Raw genomic sequence first — 21,248 nt, 5'->3', positions numbered from 1 at the left:
TAATAATTGAGTGATTTTAAGAGTGAGGTGGAATGGGCATCTTGCGTGGAATGGGCATCAGCCGTGGAACTGGCATCTTGCCAGTTTCATGCTTATTTCCGCGCGGGCAGGATGCCCACTCTACTCCTATTCATTCAAAGACTGACGCAACGCCAGGCAAAAGGCAATAGGCAATAGTCAAGACGGGTTTAAGCGATGCAGTCGCTATTGCCGATTCCCGATTCCCGATTCCCGATTCCCGATTCCCTACTCCCTACTCCCTATTCCCCTCCTATAGTCATAATAACGTAATTTTTGACTTAATTAGTAATTAATAACAGTTAAATCCGGAATAATCCTATTTATTATCCCAATAAATTCATCATTATTCTCCTAAATTATTAATTCTCTCTCCTGCATCTTTAACAAAACTGCCAAATTATGACATTGAACTCAGCTCAAGTCTTAGTATGATAGGGATGCAAAGATGGAAGCAAAAAGCTAATCTATGGTTGCAGTAGCAATTCTAGCGGCAGGACGCGGAACTCGCATGAAATCTGACCTGCCCAAAGTCTGTCACCGTTTGGGTTCACAAACTCTAGTGGAGCGAGTGCTCAACAGTTGTGTTTCTATTAACCCCTCCAGAGTGATAGTGATTTGTGGCTATCAGAGTGAACGGGTAAAAGAAAGTCTGAGCGCCTACACCAATGTAGAATTCGTTGAACAGAAAGAGCAATTGGGTACTGGTCATGCCGTCCAGCAACTGTTGCCCTACTTGGCAGACGATACCGGAGACTTACTGGTCTTAAATGGTGATGTTCCCTTGTTGCGTCCCGACACGATTAAACAACTTTTAGAAAGCCATCAAGCCCATAACAATGGCGCTACGATCCTAACTGCCCATGTGCCAAATCCCACAGGCTATGGACGGGTTTTCTGTGATAGTAACAATCAGCTGCAACAGATTGTGGAACACCGGGATTGCACTGATGCTCAAAAGCAAAATCACCGCATCAATGCTGGTGTCTACTGCTTCAACTGGTCTCAATTGGCTTTGGTACTACCAAAACTCTCTGCGGATAATGACCAAAATGAGTATTACCTAACGGATACGGTTACCATGGTTAATCCAGTCATGGCAGTGGATGTGGAAGATTACCACGAAATTCTCGGGATTAATGACCGTAAACAGCTGGCCATGGCTGAGCAGATTTTGCAAGAGCGGGTTAAGGATAGCTGGATGAAGGCAGGGGTGACATTAATTAACCCAAACAGTATCACGATTGATGACTCTGTCCAATTGCAACCTGATGTCACCATCGAGCCCCAAACTCATTTGCGGGGTAAGACCGTGATTGGTGCTGGTAGCAGGATTGGCCCAGGGAGTCTGATTGAAAATAGCCAGTTGGGTGACAAGGTGACCGTGCTATATTCAGTGGTAAGTGATTCTGTGGTTCAAGATGGCACCCGTATTGGTCCGTATTCCCATCTTCGGGGTAATGCCCAAGTAGGAGAATCCTGCCGTATTGGAAATTTTGTGGAACTGAAAAATACTCAGATAGGCGATCGCACTAATGCCTCTCATCTATCTTATTTAGGAGATGCTACCCTAGGGTCCCGAGTGAATATTGGCGCAGGTACGATTACTGCCAATTACGATGGTGTTAAAAAGCATAAAACCCAGATAGGCGATCGCACTAAGACTGGTTCCAATAGTGTTCTGGTGGCACCACTAACTTTAGGAGAGGATGTCACTGTGGCAGCTGGTTCTGTGGTTACCAAGGATGTGCCAAACGATAGCTTGGTGATTGCTCGTAGTAGAAATCAGGTCGTTAAACCCGGTTGGCGATTAAAGACCACTGAAGATGCCAACAGCTGAGCAAGGATAAGGGATGGCCGTGAGTTGATCAGGTTGTTCGCAAATGACCTAAATTGGGTGTTTCAAGAGGGGCAATAGGGGTAACAGAAGTAAGAAGCAGCAAGCTTATTACTAAAGACTAGGATAATAATTGTTTGTTGACGGAAAATGGAGCTTGCCCTATGACCTGGGAAATTGCTTCTGTTGTTGCTAAATCTGTTGCCCCTATTTTAGGGATAAAAATTAAAACTAGGCTAACTCCTGCCGACATCCACAAAGCAGTAGAGCAAGGACTCAAAGCTGCCCTAATGCGAGAAGAACCTTTGGCACCAGAGCAGCGCCTTTTCTATTACTCTGCTCCTGATGCGATCGCGTTTTTTCTGGAAGACTTTTTCCAAGATAGGGAAGTACAGGAGGAATTACACAAACCCCTCCAAGAGGAGAACAAAGCACCATTAACCTCTTTGCTTGTGGAGAAATTTAAGCAGGTAGCCTCAAACTATGCCCCCACTCAACCACAAGATAGTTTTATCCTTCCCTGGATGGAAACCTTTGTCAAGACTTATACTGAGAAAACCAGCAGTTATTTACAATTTCAACTAACTAAGGACAACTATTTCCAGCAAATTTCCAACAAGATTGATCATGTTAAGTTTGCTGGGATGTTGGTAGCGACCCAGCATGGAAACCATTCCCTTAAGCTTGACCAAATTTTTGTCATGCCTGAGGTGGAAGTGTTACATCCTCTAGAGTCGCGGGCTTTTCACCCTCAGGTAGCATTACCAGGTAAGCAATGGCAACCATTGCGTACGCAAACGGTTAAAAAAACTCTTGCCCAATATTTATCAGCCGTAAAAACCTGGCAGGCTAATTCTGCTAAATCCCGAAACGTCATGTTACTGGGTGCGTCTGGTTCAGGTAAAACTACCTTGATGAATTATGTTGCTGTCATGTTAGCCCAGAAGCAACCAGAAGCAATGGGGTTAGCGCCAGATCTTGACTGGCTGCCGATTTTAATTGATATTCGGGATTGGGTCGAGTATTCAGATATCAGTATTCTAGACTATGCACGGCAGTTTGCTGAAAAAACCCTATTGGTTAAATCCCTGCCTAAAGGTTTCTTTGAACATTGGCTGGAGGATGGACGAACATTGATTTTGCTCGATGGGCTTGATCAAGTCACAGAACCAGCCAAAGGTGAGCAAGTCGTAGGTAAAATTAATGATTTTATCCAGCAATTTCCTAACAATTGGGTAATTATAACCTGCGATAATTCCAGTTACCATAACTCAAATTTTCTCTGGGAGTTTTACAGGAACGAAGAATTTTATCGCTATCAAATTCAGTCCTTTGATGACAGTCAAATAGAGGAATTTATTCAGCGCTGGTACTATAGTCAGATTCAAGACAAAGGAGAAGCACAACGACTTAAAGAAAGCCTGAGCAAAGTGCTATATGAGCATCAGCAGATTAGACGCCTGGCACGAAACCCCCTATTGTTGACAATTATTACCCTAATTCACCGCTATCATTTCCGATTGCCTTTGGAGCGCTATCAGCTTTATGACCAGGCAGTAGACCTGTTATTAACCTCCTGGGATAATAAACCAGATATTAGTCCAGATATTAGTAATAATCAGAAGCTGAAATATCTGGGATTGAATGATTGCAGACGATTGATGGAACGTCTCGGGTATTGGATGCATACCCAGGAGAGTAAAACGGAGAAAGAAGGTAGGATAGTAATTAATCGAGATGAACTGATTGCTTGGTTTGGTAGAGAAATTAAAAACCTGAAACAGATTCAGTTATACGAGGCCAAGGCAGAGGCAAAACGGTTGGTTAATTTGATTAGCGTTCGCGTAGCGGCTCCAAAGGAGCATCGCACTGGCATTTTAACACAACAAGGGTTGGATGGTTACGCCTTTATCCATAAAATATTTCAAGACTATCTGTGTGCTCAAGAAATTAACTATCAAGCCGATAATGAAGAAAATTTTGAGATTATCCTGAATCATATCCAAGACTATCTCCATGACTCCCACTGGCAAGACGTGTTGCTGCTACTAATTGCTCAGCTTAAACCAAAAAAAGCCGCGAAAGCAATTCAGGAAATTTTAAATCACGACAGTGAGTATGAGTCTTGGTTACATCGGGATTTATTATTTGCTGCCACTTGCATTAGCGAAAATCCTCAACCCTTGAAGATAGCAGATAATTCCCTACTGCAAGAAATTTTAGCAGCATTAGTTACCCTAGCAGCCAGTGATTCACGGCGAGTTGGTTACCAACTCCATCAGCAAGTCTTTCAAACCCTTTCCGACTTGAATCAGACTGAGATTAAACTTGACCTTTTACAACTATTCAAAGATAGAGCAAACTCTCAGAAAGATACACAATCCCAGGAAAGCCAAGTAGAATTAGGGCAAAACCAATTAGGGCAAAACCAATTAGGGCAAAACCCGACAGTCCTCAAAACCTTTTTGGCAGGGCTAGAAGATAATAATAATACCGTGCGTCACCAGGCCAGTGAGATATTAACTAGTGATAGATTAAATAAATTAGATTCTCCTGACTATTATCTGACTACTCTCCATCACAATAGTCTTCCAAAAAATATTCATAACTTATCACTAAGCGCTATTTTCAGATTAGACAATACTTCAGAAAGCTTAGTAAATACACTGCTGAGCTGGCTAAAAGATGACGATGCTACGGTTCGTTCTGAAGCAGCTTTAGCATTAGGTGAATTGGGTCAGGTTTCTGAGCTAGTCGTGAATAGCTTGTTGATGCGGTTAAACGATAAAAATTCTCGTGTTCGTTACTCCAGTATCTGGGCATTGGGCAAATTGAAGCAGCCTGGTAAAACCGTTGTGAGTGCGTTATTGACAAGGCTAAACGATCAAAATTCTCGTGTTCGCTGCTTGAGTGCTTCGGTCTTGGGTAAATTAGACCAGCGTAGTGAAACCGTAGTCAGTGGTTTAGTCACATCCCTCAAAGATCAAGATTCTGATCTCCGTTGTGCCGCCGCTACTGCTTTAGGTCAGTTAGTTGACACTCCCCGGTCTAAAGACGCGGGGATTCTTTGTTCACAGACTCGACTTGCTCAACCAGGCCAGAGCCAGGAAGAGTAGAGGCCAAATCTCCCAAAGCGTTCGGATCTAGGATCCAAGTTCCTGTGTGCCCCACAGTACTTAAGGCTCTTTTTAGGATGTTGATTGCAGCATTATAATCTCTATCAAGCCTGCAACCACACTTACATACATGGGTTCTAGTCGATAAAGACTTTTTCACTACTTCACCGCACCTAGAACAATTTTGGCTAGTATAAGCAGGATTAACTGCAACAGTTACCTTCCCGAACTTAATACCAAACTGTTCCATCCATTTCCGAAACTGATACCAACCTGCATCATTAATTGACTTGGCAAGACAATGGTTTTTGACCAGATTTTTGACCCTCAAATCTTCATAAGCGACCAGATCGTTAGACCGGATTACGCAACGTGCCAGTCTCTTGGCATGTTCCTCACGCTGCCTACTTATTTTGAGGTGTGTTCTACCTAGTTTATTAATAGCTTTCTTACGGTTAGCAGAGCCTTTCTTTTTTCGGGAAACCCGACGTTGATAAAATTTTAGACGCTTTTCTCCAGTCCGATAAAACCGGGGGTTAGGTTCAGCGTTCCCAACGGAATCAGTATAGAAGTCCTTTAGTCCGACGTCTAATCCAATAGCGCTCCCAGTTGGCTCCAGTTCTTCCGCTATGTCAACTGAAACACAGAACTGGACATAGTATCCATCGGCTCGACGGACTATCCTAACCCTCTTGATTTGCTTCGCGGTCTCGCGCCACAAGTCCCATGTACCTTTGAGCTTGAGTTTCCCAATTCCTTTCTTGTCAGTGAAGGTGATTGACTTTTTATCAGGGGATAATTTCCAGCCTGATTGTTTGTATTCGACTGACCTGCCACGTTTTTGGAATTTAGGAAAACCCTTTTTACCAGGTACCTTCTTCTTGCAGTTGTCATAGAAACGGCCAATCGATGACCATGCTCTTTCAGCAGCAGCTTGTCGAGCGGTAGAGTTTAATTCATTAGCAAATGGGAACTGTTTAGCTAATATTTTGCAATATTTGCTAAGGTCGTATTTTCCCGTCCCTTTATTATCCATCCATAGACGAATGCAAGAGTTTCGGATAAATCTAACTGTCCGGATAGCTTCATCAATGGCTTGATACTGGGACTTTTTGCCTTTAGCTTTAAACTCTAATATGATCATCGGATATCGACCCTTTCCGTTACTCTTTTAGAGTACCACATTTAGCGAAAACTATCAGGACATATCTCAGAAAAGCCGTCCTAGAAGGACGGGGCTTTAAACCCATACATAATTTTTGGTAATGGTCAATTAGGGAACCTTTCTGAAACAGTTGTCAGTGCCCTACTACCACAGCTAGAGGATCAAGATTCTGATGTACGTTGTGCCACTATTAAAGCCTTAAGCCAGTTGGGTAATTCTTCTCAAGTTGTGATCACTGCTTTGCTGGGGTGCCTAAAAGATGAGGAGTCTGGTGTACGGGCCTCAGCAGCTGAGACCTTGGCTGAGTTAGGTAAACCATCTAGTTATGTGTCCAGTGCTCTTGCACAATGGATTGAGCTGCACCAATCCTCAGACTATGTGGGTAGTGGGATTGATGCTCTATGGAATTTGGAGATCGCACAGTAGGTTATTCGTTATAGGTCAAATCATTTTTGGCAAAAATCACCATTCTATTCTGAATAAAATCAATAGTTTTAGGATAAATCCATCCTGGAACCTTTGGAGATTCTCGGTCAAATACAATGTGATAAGGATAGTTTTCCTCTAAAAGATCGCTAAAAAATTTGTATAGGGAAGGATAGTCATTTTTAAGACGGACAATAAATCTGTTGTAGTAGCGGGAATTAACCGCAATATAGTCTGGTTTTCGGTCTATCAATCTCTCCAGGGTATACCATTGTGTATCTTCTTCTTTATCTTCCTTTTCCCAGCGTATATGTGTTGACCACTGCAGGCGTGCCATTATCCAGGGATTATCTTTAAATAGACGGCTAAACTTTTTTTTCCGCCCGCTAATATCTGGCATTCTTTGTTCTGTTAAAATAACCTCTGGTATCTTATTAAATTGTGGAGAATAGGCACTCGATTCTATTGAACTTCCCTTTTCAATATTTGTTTTTACCCACTCTTGAGCTACCATTCTAGGGTCTTCTGTAAAACGCTTACCCACATAAAAACTGCAAATCAAATTGTAACTTAAAATAACTAGTAAAAGTCCAATCATTAACCGCCGATTTCCCTTGATTTTATTCCAGAATACACCAGAAATAATTAAACCAAAAGGAACTATTGGCATGACGAATCGAGTTTCCATTCTCGGAAAAGAGCCAAACTTAAAATAATATAATAAAAATAAACTAAAAAGTAACACTATCCCTTTCTGTTCGAGGGGTTTTTCCTTGTCTACAGCAAGACTATAAAAACAAAATAAGAAGCCAATCAAAAACACTAACCATGATGGGAAACCGATAATTTCTTGGATGGCGACAACAAATTCCCCAAAACTATTCCCTTCTGCAATTCCCCCATAGACAGGGGTGACAATATAGTTGTACCAAAAATGCTCCCAAAAAGTAGAATAGTCAAGTAAGGCAAAGGGATTGCATACCAAAAAACCAATAACGACCATCGAAAGACCAATAATAAGTTTTTTGTCGAACAGTGATTTTTTCCATTGCCTCCATGATCTCGAAGTCAAGGAAAGAACATGAGCAACAACAATTCCCATTCCTATTGCCAAACCATTATATTTAGTAGCTGTGGCAATTCCTGTGCAAAAACCAGCTAGAACATAATCCGATAACTTGCCATATAACAAAATATTTTGAGCGAAATAGAAGGATAATAACATCCAAAACATTACGGGAATCTCTGTTGTCAAAAAATGACTAAAGCTGATGAAGCCTGCGCTGGTAGCAAAAATAATTGTCACTAGGCGAGCTGGGAAAACCCCAAAAAACCTCTTGCAGATCTGATAGACTAAAATAATTGAACCTAAAAACAGAAAAACTGTTAGCATTCTTGACCATAGGAGTTTAGCTGGATTAATATAATCGGCGGATAGATGTAGAGTATTGCCGATTAATTCAAAGGGTAAAACAGATAAAAAGTAAACAAAATAGGTATGAAAAGGTGGCTTCTGAAATGACTCTGGATTGAAAGGTAATTTTCCAGCTTGAAAAAGTTCTTTAAAGCCCATTTGGTCAGGATTCCATTCTTCCACCCATCCCCAATTAATCCCGTAGATACAGAAAACTAGACCCAAGAAAAGAGCAAATAGCAAAACTTTGTCTAATTTTTTGAGCATTTCAGCACTCTTCATATCATGTCTGCTTGATTACTTACGATACAGCAGTTTTCAATTGGGTTAGATACTTTCGTCTTGGGTTAATGGGAGCAGGGACTGCAGTCGCTCTCAGAAAAAATGGCTAAAAGTATTGCTAGGCAACGCTTTTAGCCATTGAGATACTATTTAGTATAAAAAATCAATTATCAAAATCTCAAAGCTATACACAATAGTAGTTTGAGGTGAGTGACAGCTCCTACACTGATTCTATAGAATCAGTGTAGGCTTCCCAACCAATCCAGCTATTGCTTAGGAGGCGTTGGGCTTTAAGAACGGACTGCCCTCTCTTGATGCAAAGCGCGAGTGGGGGAAACCACGGCAGTTGCTTATGGGGGGAACCCCCTTTGAAGTTACCGTAAGAGAGGGTCGCCTTTATAGGGACAGGTTATGGGTCATACTTTTAAGTTATATGAAATAAGGCGACCCTCTCTAAGGTTTCGTCTTTGACCGCACTGCCTCCCCAAGACCGCGCTGCATCGCTGCCGCTCTGTTTTTTTTGACTTTTTTAAGATTGTTTTGCTGACAAACCAGCATTTAAGGCCGTAGGCCACGCGGGGCGCGTTCGGCTTTGTTTGTCAGTATATACACTATAACATTTTCAAAAAGACCCTATGCAAAATCAATCCCACACTCACCCTTGGCCGTAGGCCACGCTGCGCGAACGTTTTGAGCTGTGGGGCTTCTTTTGCCGGATGCTAAAGTGAACAACTTAGTCTAACAGGTACCGAAGAGCCATTAATAATGACTATAAAGATTTCAGCATCCTGTATGCGTAATTGTTCATATACCTTTAAATCGACTTAAATCGACTTAAATCGACAAAAATTCCACATCCTTAGTCATATTCAACGTATCCACAATCTTTTCGCCAGTATGATAAGCCGCTAGCAGAACTTCGCTAGTTTTGCCCCATGCGATCGCGCCATTAGCATCTAGAGCGATAGCGGCAAAATCTCGCTGATTCTTCCGAGCTTCCTTAAATGAACGCTCCATGGCATTCACCAGGGATAAACCATCAGTGACTCGCACCACAATCCGTGCTGCAAGACACTCTTCCATAATGTCTTCCCCGATACCGGTGCAGCTCACTGCTGCATTAGCCGTAGCGTAATTTCCTGCTGGCATCGCCGAGTCGCTGACGCGACCAATCCGTTCAAAACCCTTACCACCAGTAGAGGTCCCTGCTGCCAGATGACCCCGGCCATCTAGTACAACCACACCAATGGTTCCCCGTCGAGCTTCAGAGCTCGTCACCAATTCGTCCTCAGCAATAACTCCCGCCATCTTATGGCTAAAATTGGCCTGCCTTTCTTGGAGCCACTCTTGTAACCGCAGCTTCGTCATAGGATTGTAAACCGGGAGTTGAAGGTCTCGTAACAATTCTGCCGCTCCATAGTCCGACAGCACGCGGTCATCGGAGCCTTGCAACGCTTCTGCCAGCTGAATCGGATGCTGCACTCGCGACACATTAATCACACCGCTGAAGCGCTGAGATTGACCTTCCATCAGGGACGCACTCATCCGGATTTGCCCATCTGATTGCAACACCGAACCGGTTCCAGCATTAAAGCGCGGGTCATCTTCTAAGAGTTGGCAGCCTCGGACAACAGCATCAGTCGCACTACTACCGTTCACTAACAAGGCATAAATCTCCTCAATAATTGAGTGGAGGGACTTGCGAATCGCATCAGCCCCTCCTTTACCTTTGATAGAACTACCAGCACCACCGTGGATAATGACTTTGGGACACACCGTCTTCACAAACATACACAATACTGAAGAAAATATTAAGGATTAAAACACATAGTGTGAATTATGAGACTCTGATATGTCAAGTATGAAAATATACAAAACACGAAAACTTCACTGAAGAAACCTTTGGAACTAGCCCTGGTTATCCTTGATACCTCATCTCTGCTTCACGCCAGATTTCCGTCTGCGACAGCGCTCTGAGCAATATTTGACTTCCTCCCAACAATCTTGCCATTTTTTGCGCCATGTAAAGGAACGTTGACAAACAGGGCAAATTTTTGTTGGCAGGTTCGATTTCAATTGCTGGCGTGTCATATTAGTTCTATTATAGACTATAAATACCTAAAATTGTAACAACTTATTAAGTTATATCAAGTTTAATTAAAACAATTTACAAAAGTTAATTATATAGCGGTTTGTTAATCGTTAATTGGTAAGCATTCAGCTATCAGCTAATGCGCTACAGATGGTGCTACTTGAGGTGCTATCAGCGTAAGTATTCAGCTATCAGTTATCAGCTATCAGTTATCAGCTATCAGTTATCAGCTATCAGTTATCAGCTATCAGCTATCAGCTATCAGTTATCAGCTATCAGTTATCAGCTATCAGTCAACAGCTGAAGGCTGAAGGCTGAAGGCTGAAGGCTGAAGGCTGAAGGCTGAAGGCTGACGGCTGACGGCTGACGGCTGAAGGCTGACGGCTGAAGGCTGAAGGCTGAAGGCTGAAGGCTGACGGCTCACGGCTCACGGCTGAATGCTTACCTATCAGCTAAAGGCTTGTGGCCACGCTACGGGAAAAGTTTATGCCCATAGCGTGGCCAACGGCCAACGGCCAACGGCCAACGGCTGACCGCTGAATGCTTAGGTTAATTGTTAATCGTTAATTGACCACTTTTGAGCTTTGATTGTCTATAGCAATTCTAAATAGGTTGTGAAATTTCACGGGGGCAGGATACCCGTACTCACAAGGATTTTGGGTTTCTGAATGTTCACAACTCGTTTATAAAACCTATAATTTTTCATACTTATCAAGTACTTTGTCCTAGGTAGTAGGCAATAGGTAGTAGGCAATAGGGAGTAGGCATAAGCCAATTGACTGTGCATCATTACTAGGAGAAATGCTATAGTAAGGGGAAAAAGAACCCTTATTATCCAGTCAGCTTGAATACCCATAATTAGAGGGAGGGTGGGAAGTGTGGGAAGTCTGGGGAGATAGGGAGATGGGGAGATGGGGAGATAGGGAGATGGGGGAGATTTTTATTAAGGGTAATTATCCCGACATGATATATGACCTTTCCCAACTAAATCGATAACTAGATAACAATTAATCAAACTAACAACTAATCAAACTCACAACTAATCAAAAAAGAACCTATGCAACCTATTCGACAAGGGGACGTTATTTTACTTCCTGTAGAGCAAATCAATGGACAACAGTTACCTCACCTAACCCTAGCAGAAGGGGAAGTAACTGGACATTCTCATCGCATCAGTGACGGTGTTGCTCAGTTATACGAAAAAAATGGCATCCTTTATTTACAAGTTCTCTCAGAAACAGCAACCTTAACTCACGAAGAGCATCAGCGAATTGAGCTTCCCCAAGGTAGCTGGATGGTGCGAATTCAACGGGAATATGAACCTCAAGGATGGCGATATGTTGCTGACTAATATCATTTCCGGTTGACTACTTATATAGCAAAGGGAACAGGGAGTAGGGAGTAGGGAGTAGGGAGTAGGGAGTAGGGAGTAGGGAGTAGGGAGTAGGGAGTAGGGAACAACAATTATTACAATTCCTACACGGATCCCTATTCAAACTTGTAACGTGAAACTTGTAACTTGAAACTTGATCAAGTTTCACTTGATAACGTGAAACTTGTAACTTGAAACTTGTAACTTGATAACTTGTAACTTGATAACTTGTAACTTACCAATTACTAATTACTAAGCATTCAGCTGACGGCTGACAGCTGACGGCTGTATGCTTACCTCGATACTATCTCCTTAAATCTTCTCCAGTCGAACCAAAGCATTGTAGTCTGGAATATCTACTTCAGGCGATCGCTTACCTTTATCCAATAGCACATTTCCCTCAGGCCAATGTACCTGTAAATTTCCTGGTGTAATCGGTGCGATATGGATGTGTCCTTGGAATTGACCCTGTTGATTCCTCAGAATTACGGCATCGCCATGGTTTAATCCCAGTTTTTTAGCATCCACCCGACTCATCAGCACGGCCTTTCGCTTTGCCCCAGTAATGGCATCTTTCTGTTCTTGCACCATGCTGTTAAATTGTTTACCTCGTCTGGTGGCTACTAGGAAATGACCTTCTGGCAGTTCTAGCTTCGGTGGAGATAAGGAGGAAAAATGGGCTAACCCATCCGGTGTGGGGAAATTCCAGCCAAAGCAAAGATGGGAACCGCCATACTGGAACTGATCACCGGCTTCCTTCAGATGTTGGATACCAGCATACTGGGGGATAACCTGGGCAATTTCTGCCCGAATCGCCGCTGTGCTATCAAAATGTAATTTATCTGCCAAATCCGGACGGACTCGCCTTGCTAGTTCCATAAAGACTTCCCACTCCGGACGGGCTTCCCCAATCCGAGGGCCAGGAATTTCTGGACTGAAAATCACCCGTCTCTCGGTACTGGTTTCAGTTACTCCCCCTGGGATTTCGTAGCGAGTCGTGGCTGGTAACAAGACTACGGTTTCTCCAGGTTCTACTAACATTTGACTGGAGAGGACAATATCCATATGGACTCTCAGAGGGATTCGCTGTAGTGCCTCTTTGATATAATCCGGTTCTGGCAACACTTCCAGGAAATTGCCTCCGACGGAAAATACTATATCCAACTCCCCTGAATGGGCAGCATCAATCATTTCCGCTGCTGTTAATCCTTTGGTGGTGGGAACCTCAAACTGCCATTGTTGGCTGAGCTTGGCAGCATTTTCTGGAGTAATGGGCTTACCACCAGGAAAAACCGTGGCATAGCATCCCATTTCTGCTCCTCCTTGCACCCCAGAGTGACCCCGAATCGGCATTAACCCACAGCCTTCTCGACCAACAAACCCTTTGGCTAAGGCTAGGTTAATGATGGCTCGCACATTATCTTCCCCACACTGATGCTGGGTAATACCCATGCTCCAGACAAACACAGCTTTATCAGCTTGAGCTAGCATCTTGGCAAAGGCATACATATGTTCACGGGAAGTACCGGAAAGCTGTTCTAGTTCTTCCCAGGATTGGTTAGCGAGGGTTGCTTTTAATTGCTCAAAATTAGTCGTATGATTTTTGATGAAGGATAAGTCTACCCAATGGTTAGCAATCATTTCTTTAAGGGTGCCATTGAGGAATGCCATATCCCCACCCATATTGATTAAAAAGAAGTCTTCGGCAAATTTAGTACCAAATAAGGCACTTTCTGGTATCGAAGGCACCCAATAGCGTTCCATACCTGGTTCTTGGTAAGTGTTAATTACCACGATTTTGGTACCAGCCTTCTTAGCCCAGTGGAGATACTTAACTGTAACTGGCTGATTGTTGGCAACGTTAGAGCCAATGAATACTAATAAATCTGTGCCAATCCAATCTTTATAAGAACAGGTAGTAGCTGCTACCCCTAATCCGCCTTTAAGTCCAGCGGTACTGGGAGAATGGCAGATGCGAGCAGCATTATCTATATTATTAGTCCCGATTGCCCGCACTGCTTTTTGGGCAGCGTAGTAGGTTTCATTTACTGTACCTCTACTGGTTAGATAAACGCTGAATCGGTTAGTGGTGGTATCGATGGGTGAAGGGAAACTATTCCGTAGGGAATCGCTGATTAATTCAAGTGCTTTATCCCAGCTAATTCGACGGAATCCTTTCTGCCCTCGTTGCCGCATCATGGGGTAAGGAAGCCGTCCCAAATCCCGCAGTTGGATACTTTTTTTCTTCTGAAGCTGGGAGACATCTGCTAAGATTTGGGGGTCAAATGCTGGCATGGTATTCATCCGCAACAACCGCAGCCGGACATTACAGACATGGACCCCATCAACAGTCCAGTCTTTCATACCAGTAGTTCCAAGGGCGCAACCGTCGCACACTCCCTGATTTAGGATATCCCAAGCATAGGATAACTCGTCTCGGTTTTCCCAAGCTGCTCTGAAGACTTCCCAATAATTGTTCGGGTATTGTTCACCAATACCGAATGGTTTCCAGTTTGCCCAGTGGGAAGGAGTCCAGCTTTTTTTGGGTTGACGCAGCATGAGTTTGGAGTAACGTTAATATCTGGTTACTTGATCACATTACCATAAACTTTAGCAGACAAAATATTACGGAATATTAATTTTTTATCTATTACTAATTAGAGCAATAAAAATAGAGTTTAGGACATAGTTTTTTTTGTTAAAGGGAACAGGTAATAGGGAACAGGCAACAGCGAATATAAATATGTATTAACCGTCAGCTGTCAGCTATCATGCTGAAAATAAACCTGTTTCGGGGTAATTTAATAGTTCGAGATTGTCTGGAATTTAAAGTCTGGGTAAAAGCCCATCAGCTTTCCGTAACAGAGATTAGCTGAAAGCACCTCAAGTAGCTTAGCCATTCGCGTAGCCTGGCCATTCGCGTAGCCTGGCCCAAAGGCCAAGGCCAAGGCTTATATCTGAATGCTTACTCTTAAGCTTTACTTCGACTGCTATACAAAAGATTGGGAAGCACGTATCCTATGCCTAAAAAATTTGTAGCACTATTAGATACTATTAGATAGGATTAGCAAAATGATTAAACTACCGATAAGGTCATATAGCAGTTCTCAATTGGGTATTGAAAACTGCTATCAACCAACTATGAATCAGTACCGCAGCAAAACTAAATCCCAAGTATGGGTAGTGGAAAACAGCCAAGTGCGATCGCGTTTAGATCAACTGGCCACAGAAGAACCCTTGGAAATTCGCCTGACCTCTCCCCAGAAAACCGTTGCCGTGACGATGCGCACCCCAGGGGCAGATTTTGAACTAGCAGCAGGGTTCCTCTATAGTGAAGGAATTGTCAAGCATCGGGATGATATTCTACGGATTAGCTACTGTGTGGATTCTAATCGAGATGGTGAGCAGCGCTATAACATTGTCAATGTGGCTCTCAGGGAAGAACTTACTCCAGATTTGCAGCCCCTGGAACGCCACTTTTTTACCACCAGCGCCTGTGGAATTTGTGGAAAAGCTAGTCTTGAGGCACTACGGTTGCGAGGGTGTCCAGTGATGTCTGATGCTATGGAAGTTAGCACTGAGGTGATTTACAGCCTCTCGGAACAGCTGCGTTCGGCTCAATCAGTGTTTTCCACAACTGGGGGAATCCATGCTGCTGGGTTGTTTAATTCCCAAGGAGAGTTACTCTGTTTACAAGAGGATGTAGGACGTCACAATGCTGTGGATAAATTGGTGGGTTCAGCCTTATTAACTAATCAACTGCCTTTAAGCGATCGCATTGTGATGGTAAGTGGGCGCTCTAGTTTTGAAATTTTACAGAAATGTCTCATGGCTAGGGTACCAATGGTTTGCGCAGTATCTGCTCCCAGCAGTCTAGCGGTAACCCTAGCCAGAGAGTTTGGGATTACTCTAGTCGGATTTCTGCGGGGAAAACGGTTTAATGTTTACTCTGGTAAAGAGCGTATTTGCAGTTTTTTTGATCATGGTTGATATGTCAGCATTCAGCCCGAAAATTGTAACGGGCAAGATGCCCGTTCCACCCACCGGGTCAAACAGCTTTAATGAGATGCACCCTGATTGCTCCTCTAAGCTAGATTACACAACAACAAAATCCTCAGCCGTAATCAGATTGACGTCCACACCAGTCAAGAAAGCTAACGGTTGATTATTTTGAGTTGTGATCCAGGTGTCACCATTTTGTTCAAAGATAGAAAGTGACCCAAAGGTCAACCCTCCCTCTAATTGCAACAAATCTAGAGCATCTTCAAAGTCAACAATGGTGTTCTTGCCTGCAGTGGACAAGACAAAGGTATCTTTTCCAGTGCCACCAGTCAGGATGTTATCTCCTTGACCACCATTTAGAAGGTCGTCACCGCTACCACCGTACAGTTTATCTTGACCTTGACCGCCTAAGAGGGTGTCATTGCCAGCCTCTCCAAATAAGTTATCGTCACCATCACCGCCGTCAAGGAGGTCGTCACCAGCCAGTCCTTGGAGGGTATCTTGACTGTTAAGACCCTTGAGGGTGTCGTTCCGTGAAGTACCAGTGAGATTATCATTGTTTGAGGTGCCAATTTCCGTGATACCCACAAGAAGTATAGAACTCGCATCTGAGAGAGTCCATGCGCCACGCCCCAGAGTGCCAGCTACCAGTAGGTCATCCCTGGGATCGTAGTCAAGATCCCAAACAGGAACATTGGGTAAATCGGTTCCTAGCTTTAACCAATCGGTGAAATTACTGCTGCTAGTTGCTGAAAAGATGCCTATATTGCTGCCAACTACGATCCCATCTACCGTAGAACCGGAAATAAACTCAATTGATCGCAAGTTCAAATCCGCTGGCTCTAAATTTAAGTTGGTGGCGAATTCTTGCAGGTTGCCCGTGATATCGATCCAGTTATTTGCATTGGTGGTTTGAAATACCTGGTCATCATCAATAGCAAAGCCAGTCATCCAGTCGTCCCTATCGAGTACGATGTCTCGAACGAATCCACCAGAATAGTTAGTATTCGCTAATATCCCGCCTGATGTGGTGCGGGCAAATATGCTAGATTGAGATCCGACATAAAGTACGTCTGGATTATCTTGCCCATTCCGACGACCACCATAGGCAATTGCATCGTCTACCCGGCTGTTGACTCCCACAAAACCGCCGCCAGCCGTGTTCACAATACTGACGTTATCACCCTGGTCAAACGATTCGTAGACGTTAATGAATCCGCCAATAGCAATACGGTTGGGATCAACTTCATTGACTACTACAGGTGTGACAAATTGTGTATCAAAAAAGAAACCATTGAGAGCAGGACGATTCACGCTGATTAGGTTGTTATTTGCATCATAGACCCGACGTCTGAAACTACGCAGAAATTGAAAGCTTGAGTATCGCACCGATTGCTGATCGTTATTAGGATCAATCGAAACTGCGACATCGCCACCATCAGCTGTAGACACGCTGTTCCAGACCACTGAATCAGAGTTATTTTGTTGTGTTGTTCCTGTATCCTGGTTTCCGCTGATGATAATGTTGGAAACAGTATCGTAAGCAATATCGTGGATCTCAGTCACCTGCAAATTGCTATTGAGGGAAAACCAATCCCCAGTGTTGTCTTGTGGATTGGTGCGGCGGTAGATTCCTCCATCATCCACTTCAATGATGTCGCCATTGGCATTGAAGGTCATTTCGCGGGAATCAGCATGTGGTGAACTGTTGTTTGCCGTTCCGCCCCCACTAAAGCTACCTTGGCTGTGAGTTAAGGGTTGCCACTGGGGAGAGTTGATATTTTCTGGATTGCCTGGGTCTGTGGGATTTTCATCTGTGTCTCCCCGAAATAGACGACCAGAAAAATCATTAGCTCCTATGGCATTTGGAAACGGGATGTCTTGACGATCTCCACCTACATAGACCACATTTGGATTATTCGGGTCGGCAATAATTGAAAAGTGGATAGCTCCCTGTCCACCAGGGTTTTCTGTGGGATTGAGTCCTTCAAAGTCGCCATTTCTCTCTTGGGTAACCGGCAGATCCATTTGAGTCCAAGTTGGGTTGGTTGCCGTTGGATTGTCTGTAAATCCGATATAAGAGGCTTGCCCATTGGTGAGAACAGCAGTGTATAGGCGACCATTGCTTGCGACCGCCATCTCTGTGTTATTATTACCTACCCCAGTGATGATTCTATCTAGATTCGCATCCTGATCAGACACGTTAATCCAATTAGCTCCACCATCATCTGACCGAAAAATACCGTTGCCCTGAACCGATACATAGAAGCGCTGCTTATCAGTTGGGTCACCCACTAGATCAAAAGCAGCTCCGGCATCAAGTCCATTGCTACCGGATATGAATTCCCAGGTTGCACCATTGTCGTTACTGAGGTAGACACCTGCACCAATACCACCACCAAAATTATTAGCACTGACTAAGAGCATGTTCCCGCGAGAGGCCACACCTGAAATATTTCGTCCTGACAGCAGAGTTTCATCGGCTTCATCAACCATACCGTCACGATCGTTGTCCAGATTATCAGCCGTTCCTAGTTTAGTCCAGGTATCTCCTCCGTCAGTGGTCTTTAACAAACCGGTTAAAGGTCCCCCAAGTCGGAAGAAAGAACTGAAATGACCTATGCCAGCAATAATCGTTTGATTGGTTGGATCAGTCGGATCAAATTCCATTGCGCCAATGGAATTCCCTAACAAGTCATCCGTTAGCGGTGTCCAGTTAGGGTTGCTGTCCGTTGCATTTGTTGTTTTCCAAATTCCGCCATTTACGGCTCCGATATAAAGGATATTTGCATCATCAGGGTGAGCAAGCACCGTATGAATTGCCCCAGCCACCTCATTATTAGGCTGAACATTCTCAACTTGCCCATTCTGTGCCGGACTCGGTCCCTGGGCGATCCACTGTCCTTTAGCTAAAACTGAGCCATAAGCTGCCCGTGCTGCTGCCTGAAATGCCAACGGGACTTCAACATTACTGGTCGTGATTTCTAGTTCCCAGTCTCCTCCCAGTGCCCCAGAACCAGTGGGCTTTGTAGAAGCAGCAATTTCCGCCCCAGTTAGGTAGTGTAGCTTTTCGACAAACTCAATACCCGCATCCCCAGCAGCAACATTGCAACCGTAGAGAAGGATAGGAATAGAAGTGAACTTGCCTTCCTGAGTAAGAGAAGTTGAAGCAATCCAGGTCTTTAGTTGTCCACCATAGTGATTTAGAGTGTCTAGATTCAACTGGCTATTCCCTAAATACAAACACCCCGGTGAACCGTGAGAAACGATGTGAATAGTAGTAATATCAGTGCGTCGTTGCAGAGCCTTGGTAATTTCTTCAACGCCATCCTGTGTAGAGTCCAGGACAATGACCTCAGCTTCCGGTACCGTACCATTAACTAAACTCTGATAATCATCAACCCCTGAGTCAATAAAGACAATAGTGCTAGAGGTTTTGGAGTTACTTCCCAGAGCCTTGTGTACCTCAGTCTCCCCAAAGTTCAACGACTTATCGAGATCGTTAAAACTTGCATCTTTGATATCAAACATGCTAAAATGCCCCTTTATAATGTGTTGGTTTGTAACAGTAGCCACTGGTCAAATGGCTACTAGTCTCAGCAGTCGTCTAAAATCCGGTTGATTACTGTTAGCATCCTGCACATTCTTATTAGTAGGTGGCTGCCATCCACCTACTAATAGTGACAATTTGCCAACAGCATCAAGCATTCGATAATAAGGGTTTGACTAATTACACTCTCAACCCAAATTACCAATCAGGTAGTTATAATCCTATTTGCAACCTCAACAATCCTAACTAGACATCCGGCCAATATAGGCGAAGCTTTGATGAAGTATCACTCAAGGTTTATTAAATTTTAAATTAAGCAGAGCTTTCACATTTAATCAGATATAGCGTTTGTATTTGAGTTGTGAACATACTTCCAAAGGGCAAAAGGCAAAAGGCAAAAGGCAAAAGGCAAGAGGGGCAATAGATACGGATTTTTATTGGACAATAAAAAAATACCTCCTAGGTTTACATCTCATTTATATAGCAATTCTCATAGCTATGAGGTACACAATTTCTGGATTTTAGGGAACAGGGAACAGGGAACAGGGAACAGGGAATAGAGAAGAGCGAATAGGGAATAGGGAATAGCGATGCGCTGCATCAAGACAGCAAATCAGTGTTTTTTGACACTGATTTGCTGTCTTGATGATTTTTAACGACAAATTAAGTACATTGTCTTGATGCAGTCGCTCATGGGGGAAACCACGGCAGTCGCTCATGGGGGGAACCCCCAAGACCGCGCTGCCTCCCCAAGACCGCGCTGCATCGCTTTCTTATACCCCACACCCCACACCCCACACCCCACACCCTACACCCTACACCCTACACCCTACACCCCACACCCTACACCCAGTAAGGCTCACAAGGCTGCTTGTCACCCCGTCGAGCCTAGCTTAAAGTATTGATTAACCTGAAAAATCCCAAAAAAAGTGCTTCAACCTCTCACAGGAGATAATCTTCACCGAGAGGGAAGCATAAACTAAGGAAAAACCCAATTGGAAACAAAAAATAACTTGCTACCTAAGCAATAATCTTCGTATTATAGCACTACTGACCAGAAAAGGAGTGTTTGATGAGATACCCCAAACAAGTAGCACCAGTCAAAAGACCGGATCTGATTCAACCCTATCAGGCAGTGGATGTGGTTCATGGTCGAGGCCAAGACTTGGTTACTATTCGCATGGACTTGACCCATGGTGCCAATTACAATGACCCAGCACCCTTTGCTTACCCTAGTTATCAGCAACTCAAAACCTCCGGCTGGGGCGGATGGTATTGATGTGGTGGTGCCCCTAGGTCAAGGGTCACCATATGCGCTACGCGCACGCTACTTGAGGTGCCGTCAGCTTTTGGCTCACGCTGCGCGAACAGTACCGTGGCACAGGCTTTGGCCTTTGGCCACGCTGTGCGAACGACGCTGTGACCCATAGGCTGATAGCTGATAGCTGATAGCTGATAGCTGATAGCTGATAGCTGATAGCTGATAGCTGATAGCTGAATACTTAGGGTTAAATAGATGTCGTAAACAATAAGAAACACTAAAAAACAATTATGCCAGAAGAAGAAACTAAAACTCCCAGACGCGGTCGTCGCAGAAAAACCCAGGCGAAGCCAAAAGCAAAAGCTGCTGCTGCTTCTCCATCTGTTCAACCAGAGGTTAATGAAGAAAAGAAATCAGTGTTACTTGCTACTGGTCTAGAAGATTATGCACGGTGGAAGGTTATGTTTAAAGACCAGAAGCCAGACAATGACCCCCCTTTCCGTCGGGGACGCATTTGGGCTTAATCAGGAGATGAGTGGATAAGGATAGCAGGGCTGTTTCTTGCGTCCGACTAAAATTTCACGGGTAGGGAGATAGGGAGATGGGGGAAATTTTTATTATATTAATGGTAATTATCCTGAGATGATAATAGCCTTCAATGGTCGTATTTTGACAAAAGCGATCCATCCCTACTCCCTACTCCCTACTCCCTA

General features: G+C 43.9%; 16 protein-coding genes. 9 read left to right on the top strand and 7 right to left on the bottom strand.

Translation table 11 applies throughout. The annotated features are described in order from the left end of the window. Nucleotides 1-6 precede the first annotated feature (6 nt). The 3 genes from F6J90_RS17050 (at nucleotide 7) to F6J90_RS17040 (ending at nucleotide 4,971) form a co-directional block, all read left to right on the top strand. Nucleotides 7-177, top strand: coding sequence for a hypothetical protein (locus F6J90_RS17050; protein WP_293095870.1), 171 nt, complete (start codon nucleotides 7-9; stop codon nucleotides 175-177). A gap of 310 nt (nucleotides 178-487) precedes the next feature. Next, entirely contained in the window at nucleotides 488-1,858 is a 1,371-nt protein-coding gene (gene glmU / locus F6J90_RS17045; RefSeq protein WP_293095868.1) for a bifunctional UDP-N-acetylglucosamine diphosphorylase/glucosamine-1-phosphate N-acetyltransferase GlmU, read from the top strand. Nucleotides 1,859-2,019: 161 nt separating this feature from the next. Then, nucleotides 2,020-4,971, top strand: coding sequence for a HEAT repeat domain-containing protein (locus tag F6J90_RS17040; RefSeq protein ID WP_293095865.1), 2,952 nt, complete (start codon nucleotides 2,020-2,022; stop codon nucleotides 4,969-4,971). Here the strand turns inward: F6J90_RS17040 and F6J90_RS17035 are convergent. Further along, nucleotides 4,904-6,115 (bottom strand): RNA-guided endonuclease TnpB family protein, encoded by a 1,212-nt coding sequence (locus tag F6J90_RS17035; RefSeq protein ID WP_075904071.1) that lies wholly within the window; start codon nucleotides 6,113-6,115, stop codon nucleotides 4,904-4,906. The genes F6J90_RS17040 and F6J90_RS17035 overlap by 68 nt on opposite strands. A gap of 108 nt (nucleotides 6,116-6,223) precedes the next feature. Here F6J90_RS17035 and F6J90_RS17030 point away from each other — a divergent pair, with 108 nt between their 5' ends. Beyond that, nucleotides 6,224-6,562 (top strand): HEAT repeat domain-containing protein, encoded by a 339-nt coding sequence (locus F6J90_RS17030; RefSeq protein ID WP_366513806.1) that lies wholly within the window; start codon nucleotides 6,224-6,226, stop codon nucleotides 6,560-6,562. A 1-nt stretch (nucleotide 6,563) separates the two neighbouring features. On the opposite strand, the gene F6J90_RS17025 is transcribed toward F6J90_RS17030, so the two are convergent. The 4 genes from F6J90_RS17025 to F6J90_RS17010 all read right to left on the bottom strand — a co-directional run bounded on the left by F6J90_RS17025 (nucleotide 6,564) and on the right by F6J90_RS17010 (nucleotide 10,781). Next, a complete protein-coding gene (locus tag F6J90_RS17025; protein ID WP_293095862.1) occupies nucleotides 6,564-8,258 on the bottom strand; it encodes a phospholipid carrier-dependent glycosyltransferase in 1,695 nt (564 codons plus the stop codon). 834 nt (nucleotides 8,259-9,092) lie between these two features. Further along, complete coding sequence (locus F6J90_RS17020; RefSeq protein WP_293095859.1) at nucleotides 9,093-10,049, bottom strand: isoaspartyl peptidase/L-asparaginase; 957 nt, start codon at nucleotides 10,047-10,049, stop codon at nucleotides 9,093-9,095. Nucleotides 10,050-10,190: 141 nt separating this feature from the next. Beyond that, on the bottom strand, nucleotides 10,191-10,349 hold the full coding sequence (locus F6J90_RS17015; protein WP_075904077.1) for a DUF2256 domain-containing protein: 159 nt from the start codon (nucleotides 10,347-10,349) through the stop codon (nucleotides 10,191-10,193). A gap of 294 nt (nucleotides 10,350-10,643) precedes the next feature. Then, on the bottom strand, nucleotides 10,644-10,781 hold the full coding sequence (locus tag F6J90_RS17010; RefSeq protein WP_293095857.1) for a hypothetical protein: 138 nt from the start codon (nucleotides 10,779-10,781) through the stop codon (nucleotides 10,644-10,646). 626 nt (nucleotides 10,782-11,407) lie between these two features. Here F6J90_RS17010 and F6J90_RS17005 point away from each other — a divergent pair. After that, nucleotides 11,408-11,701 (top strand): hypothetical protein, encoded by a 294-nt coding sequence (locus F6J90_RS17005; protein ID WP_075904082.1) that lies wholly within the window; start codon nucleotides 11,408-11,410, stop codon nucleotides 11,699-11,701. 333 nt (nucleotides 11,702-12,034) lie between these two features. Here F6J90_RS17005 and F6J90_RS17000 read toward each other — a convergent pair whose 3' ends face one another. Then, a complete protein-coding gene (locus F6J90_RS17000) occupies nucleotides 12,035-14,281 on the bottom strand; it encodes an FdhF/YdeP family oxidoreductase (protein ID WP_293095854.1) in 2,247 nt (748 codons plus the stop codon). A 582-nt stretch (nucleotides 14,282-14,863) separates the two neighbouring features. On the opposite strand from F6J90_RS17000, the gene fdhD reads away from it, so the two are divergent. Further along, nucleotides 14,864-15,712 carry a formate dehydrogenase accessory sulfurtransferase FdhD gene (gene fdhD, locus F6J90_RS16995; protein ID WP_366513805.1) on the top strand — a complete coding sequence of 283 codons (849 nt, stop codon included), beginning with the start codon at nucleotides 14,864-14,866 and terminating at the stop codon, nucleotides 15,710-15,712. Nucleotides 15,713-15,817: 105 nt separating this feature from the next. Here the strand turns inward: fdhD and F6J90_RS16990 are convergent, their stop codons facing one another. Then, the gene (locus F6J90_RS16990) at nucleotides 15,818-19,255 is read right to left on the bottom strand and encodes a DUF4347 domain-containing protein (RefSeq protein WP_293095849.1); all 3,438 of its coding nucleotides are present in this window, start codon (nucleotides 19,253-19,255) and stop codon (nucleotides 15,818-15,820) included. Between the two features lie 711 nt (nucleotides 19,256-19,966). On the opposite strand from F6J90_RS16990, the gene F6J90_RS16985 reads away from it, so the two are divergent. The 3 genes from F6J90_RS16985 to F6J90_RS16975 all read left to right on the top strand — a co-directional run bounded on the left by F6J90_RS16985 (nucleotide 19,967) and on the right by F6J90_RS16975 (nucleotide 21,059). Next, on the top strand, nucleotides 19,967-20,179 hold the full coding sequence (locus F6J90_RS16985; RefSeq protein ID WP_293095847.1) for a hypothetical protein: 213 nt from the start codon (nucleotides 19,967-19,969) through the stop codon (nucleotides 20,177-20,179). A 167-nt stretch (nucleotides 20,180-20,346) separates the two neighbouring features. Then, nucleotides 20,347-20,553: a cyanobactin biosynthesis system PatB/AcyB/McaB family protein gene (locus tag F6J90_RS16980; protein ID WP_293095845.1), complete on the top strand. Its 207-nt coding sequence runs from the start codon at nucleotides 20,347-20,349 to the stop codon at nucleotides 20,551-20,553. 272 nt (nucleotides 20,554-20,825) lie between these two features. Then, nucleotides 20,826-21,059 (top strand): cyanobactin biosynthesis PatC/TenC/TruC family protein, encoded by a 234-nt coding sequence (locus tag F6J90_RS16975; protein WP_293095842.1) that lies wholly within the window; start codon nucleotides 20,826-20,828, stop codon nucleotides 21,057-21,059. Nucleotides 21,060-21,248: the final 189 nt, after the last annotated feature.

The organism is Moorena sp. SIOASIH, assembly GCF_010671925.1.
Classification (GTDB): domain Bacteria; phylum Cyanobacteriota; class Cyanobacteriia; order Cyanobacteriales; family Coleofasciculaceae; genus Moorena.
This window is presented reverse-complemented; position numbering and strand designations above follow the sequence as displayed.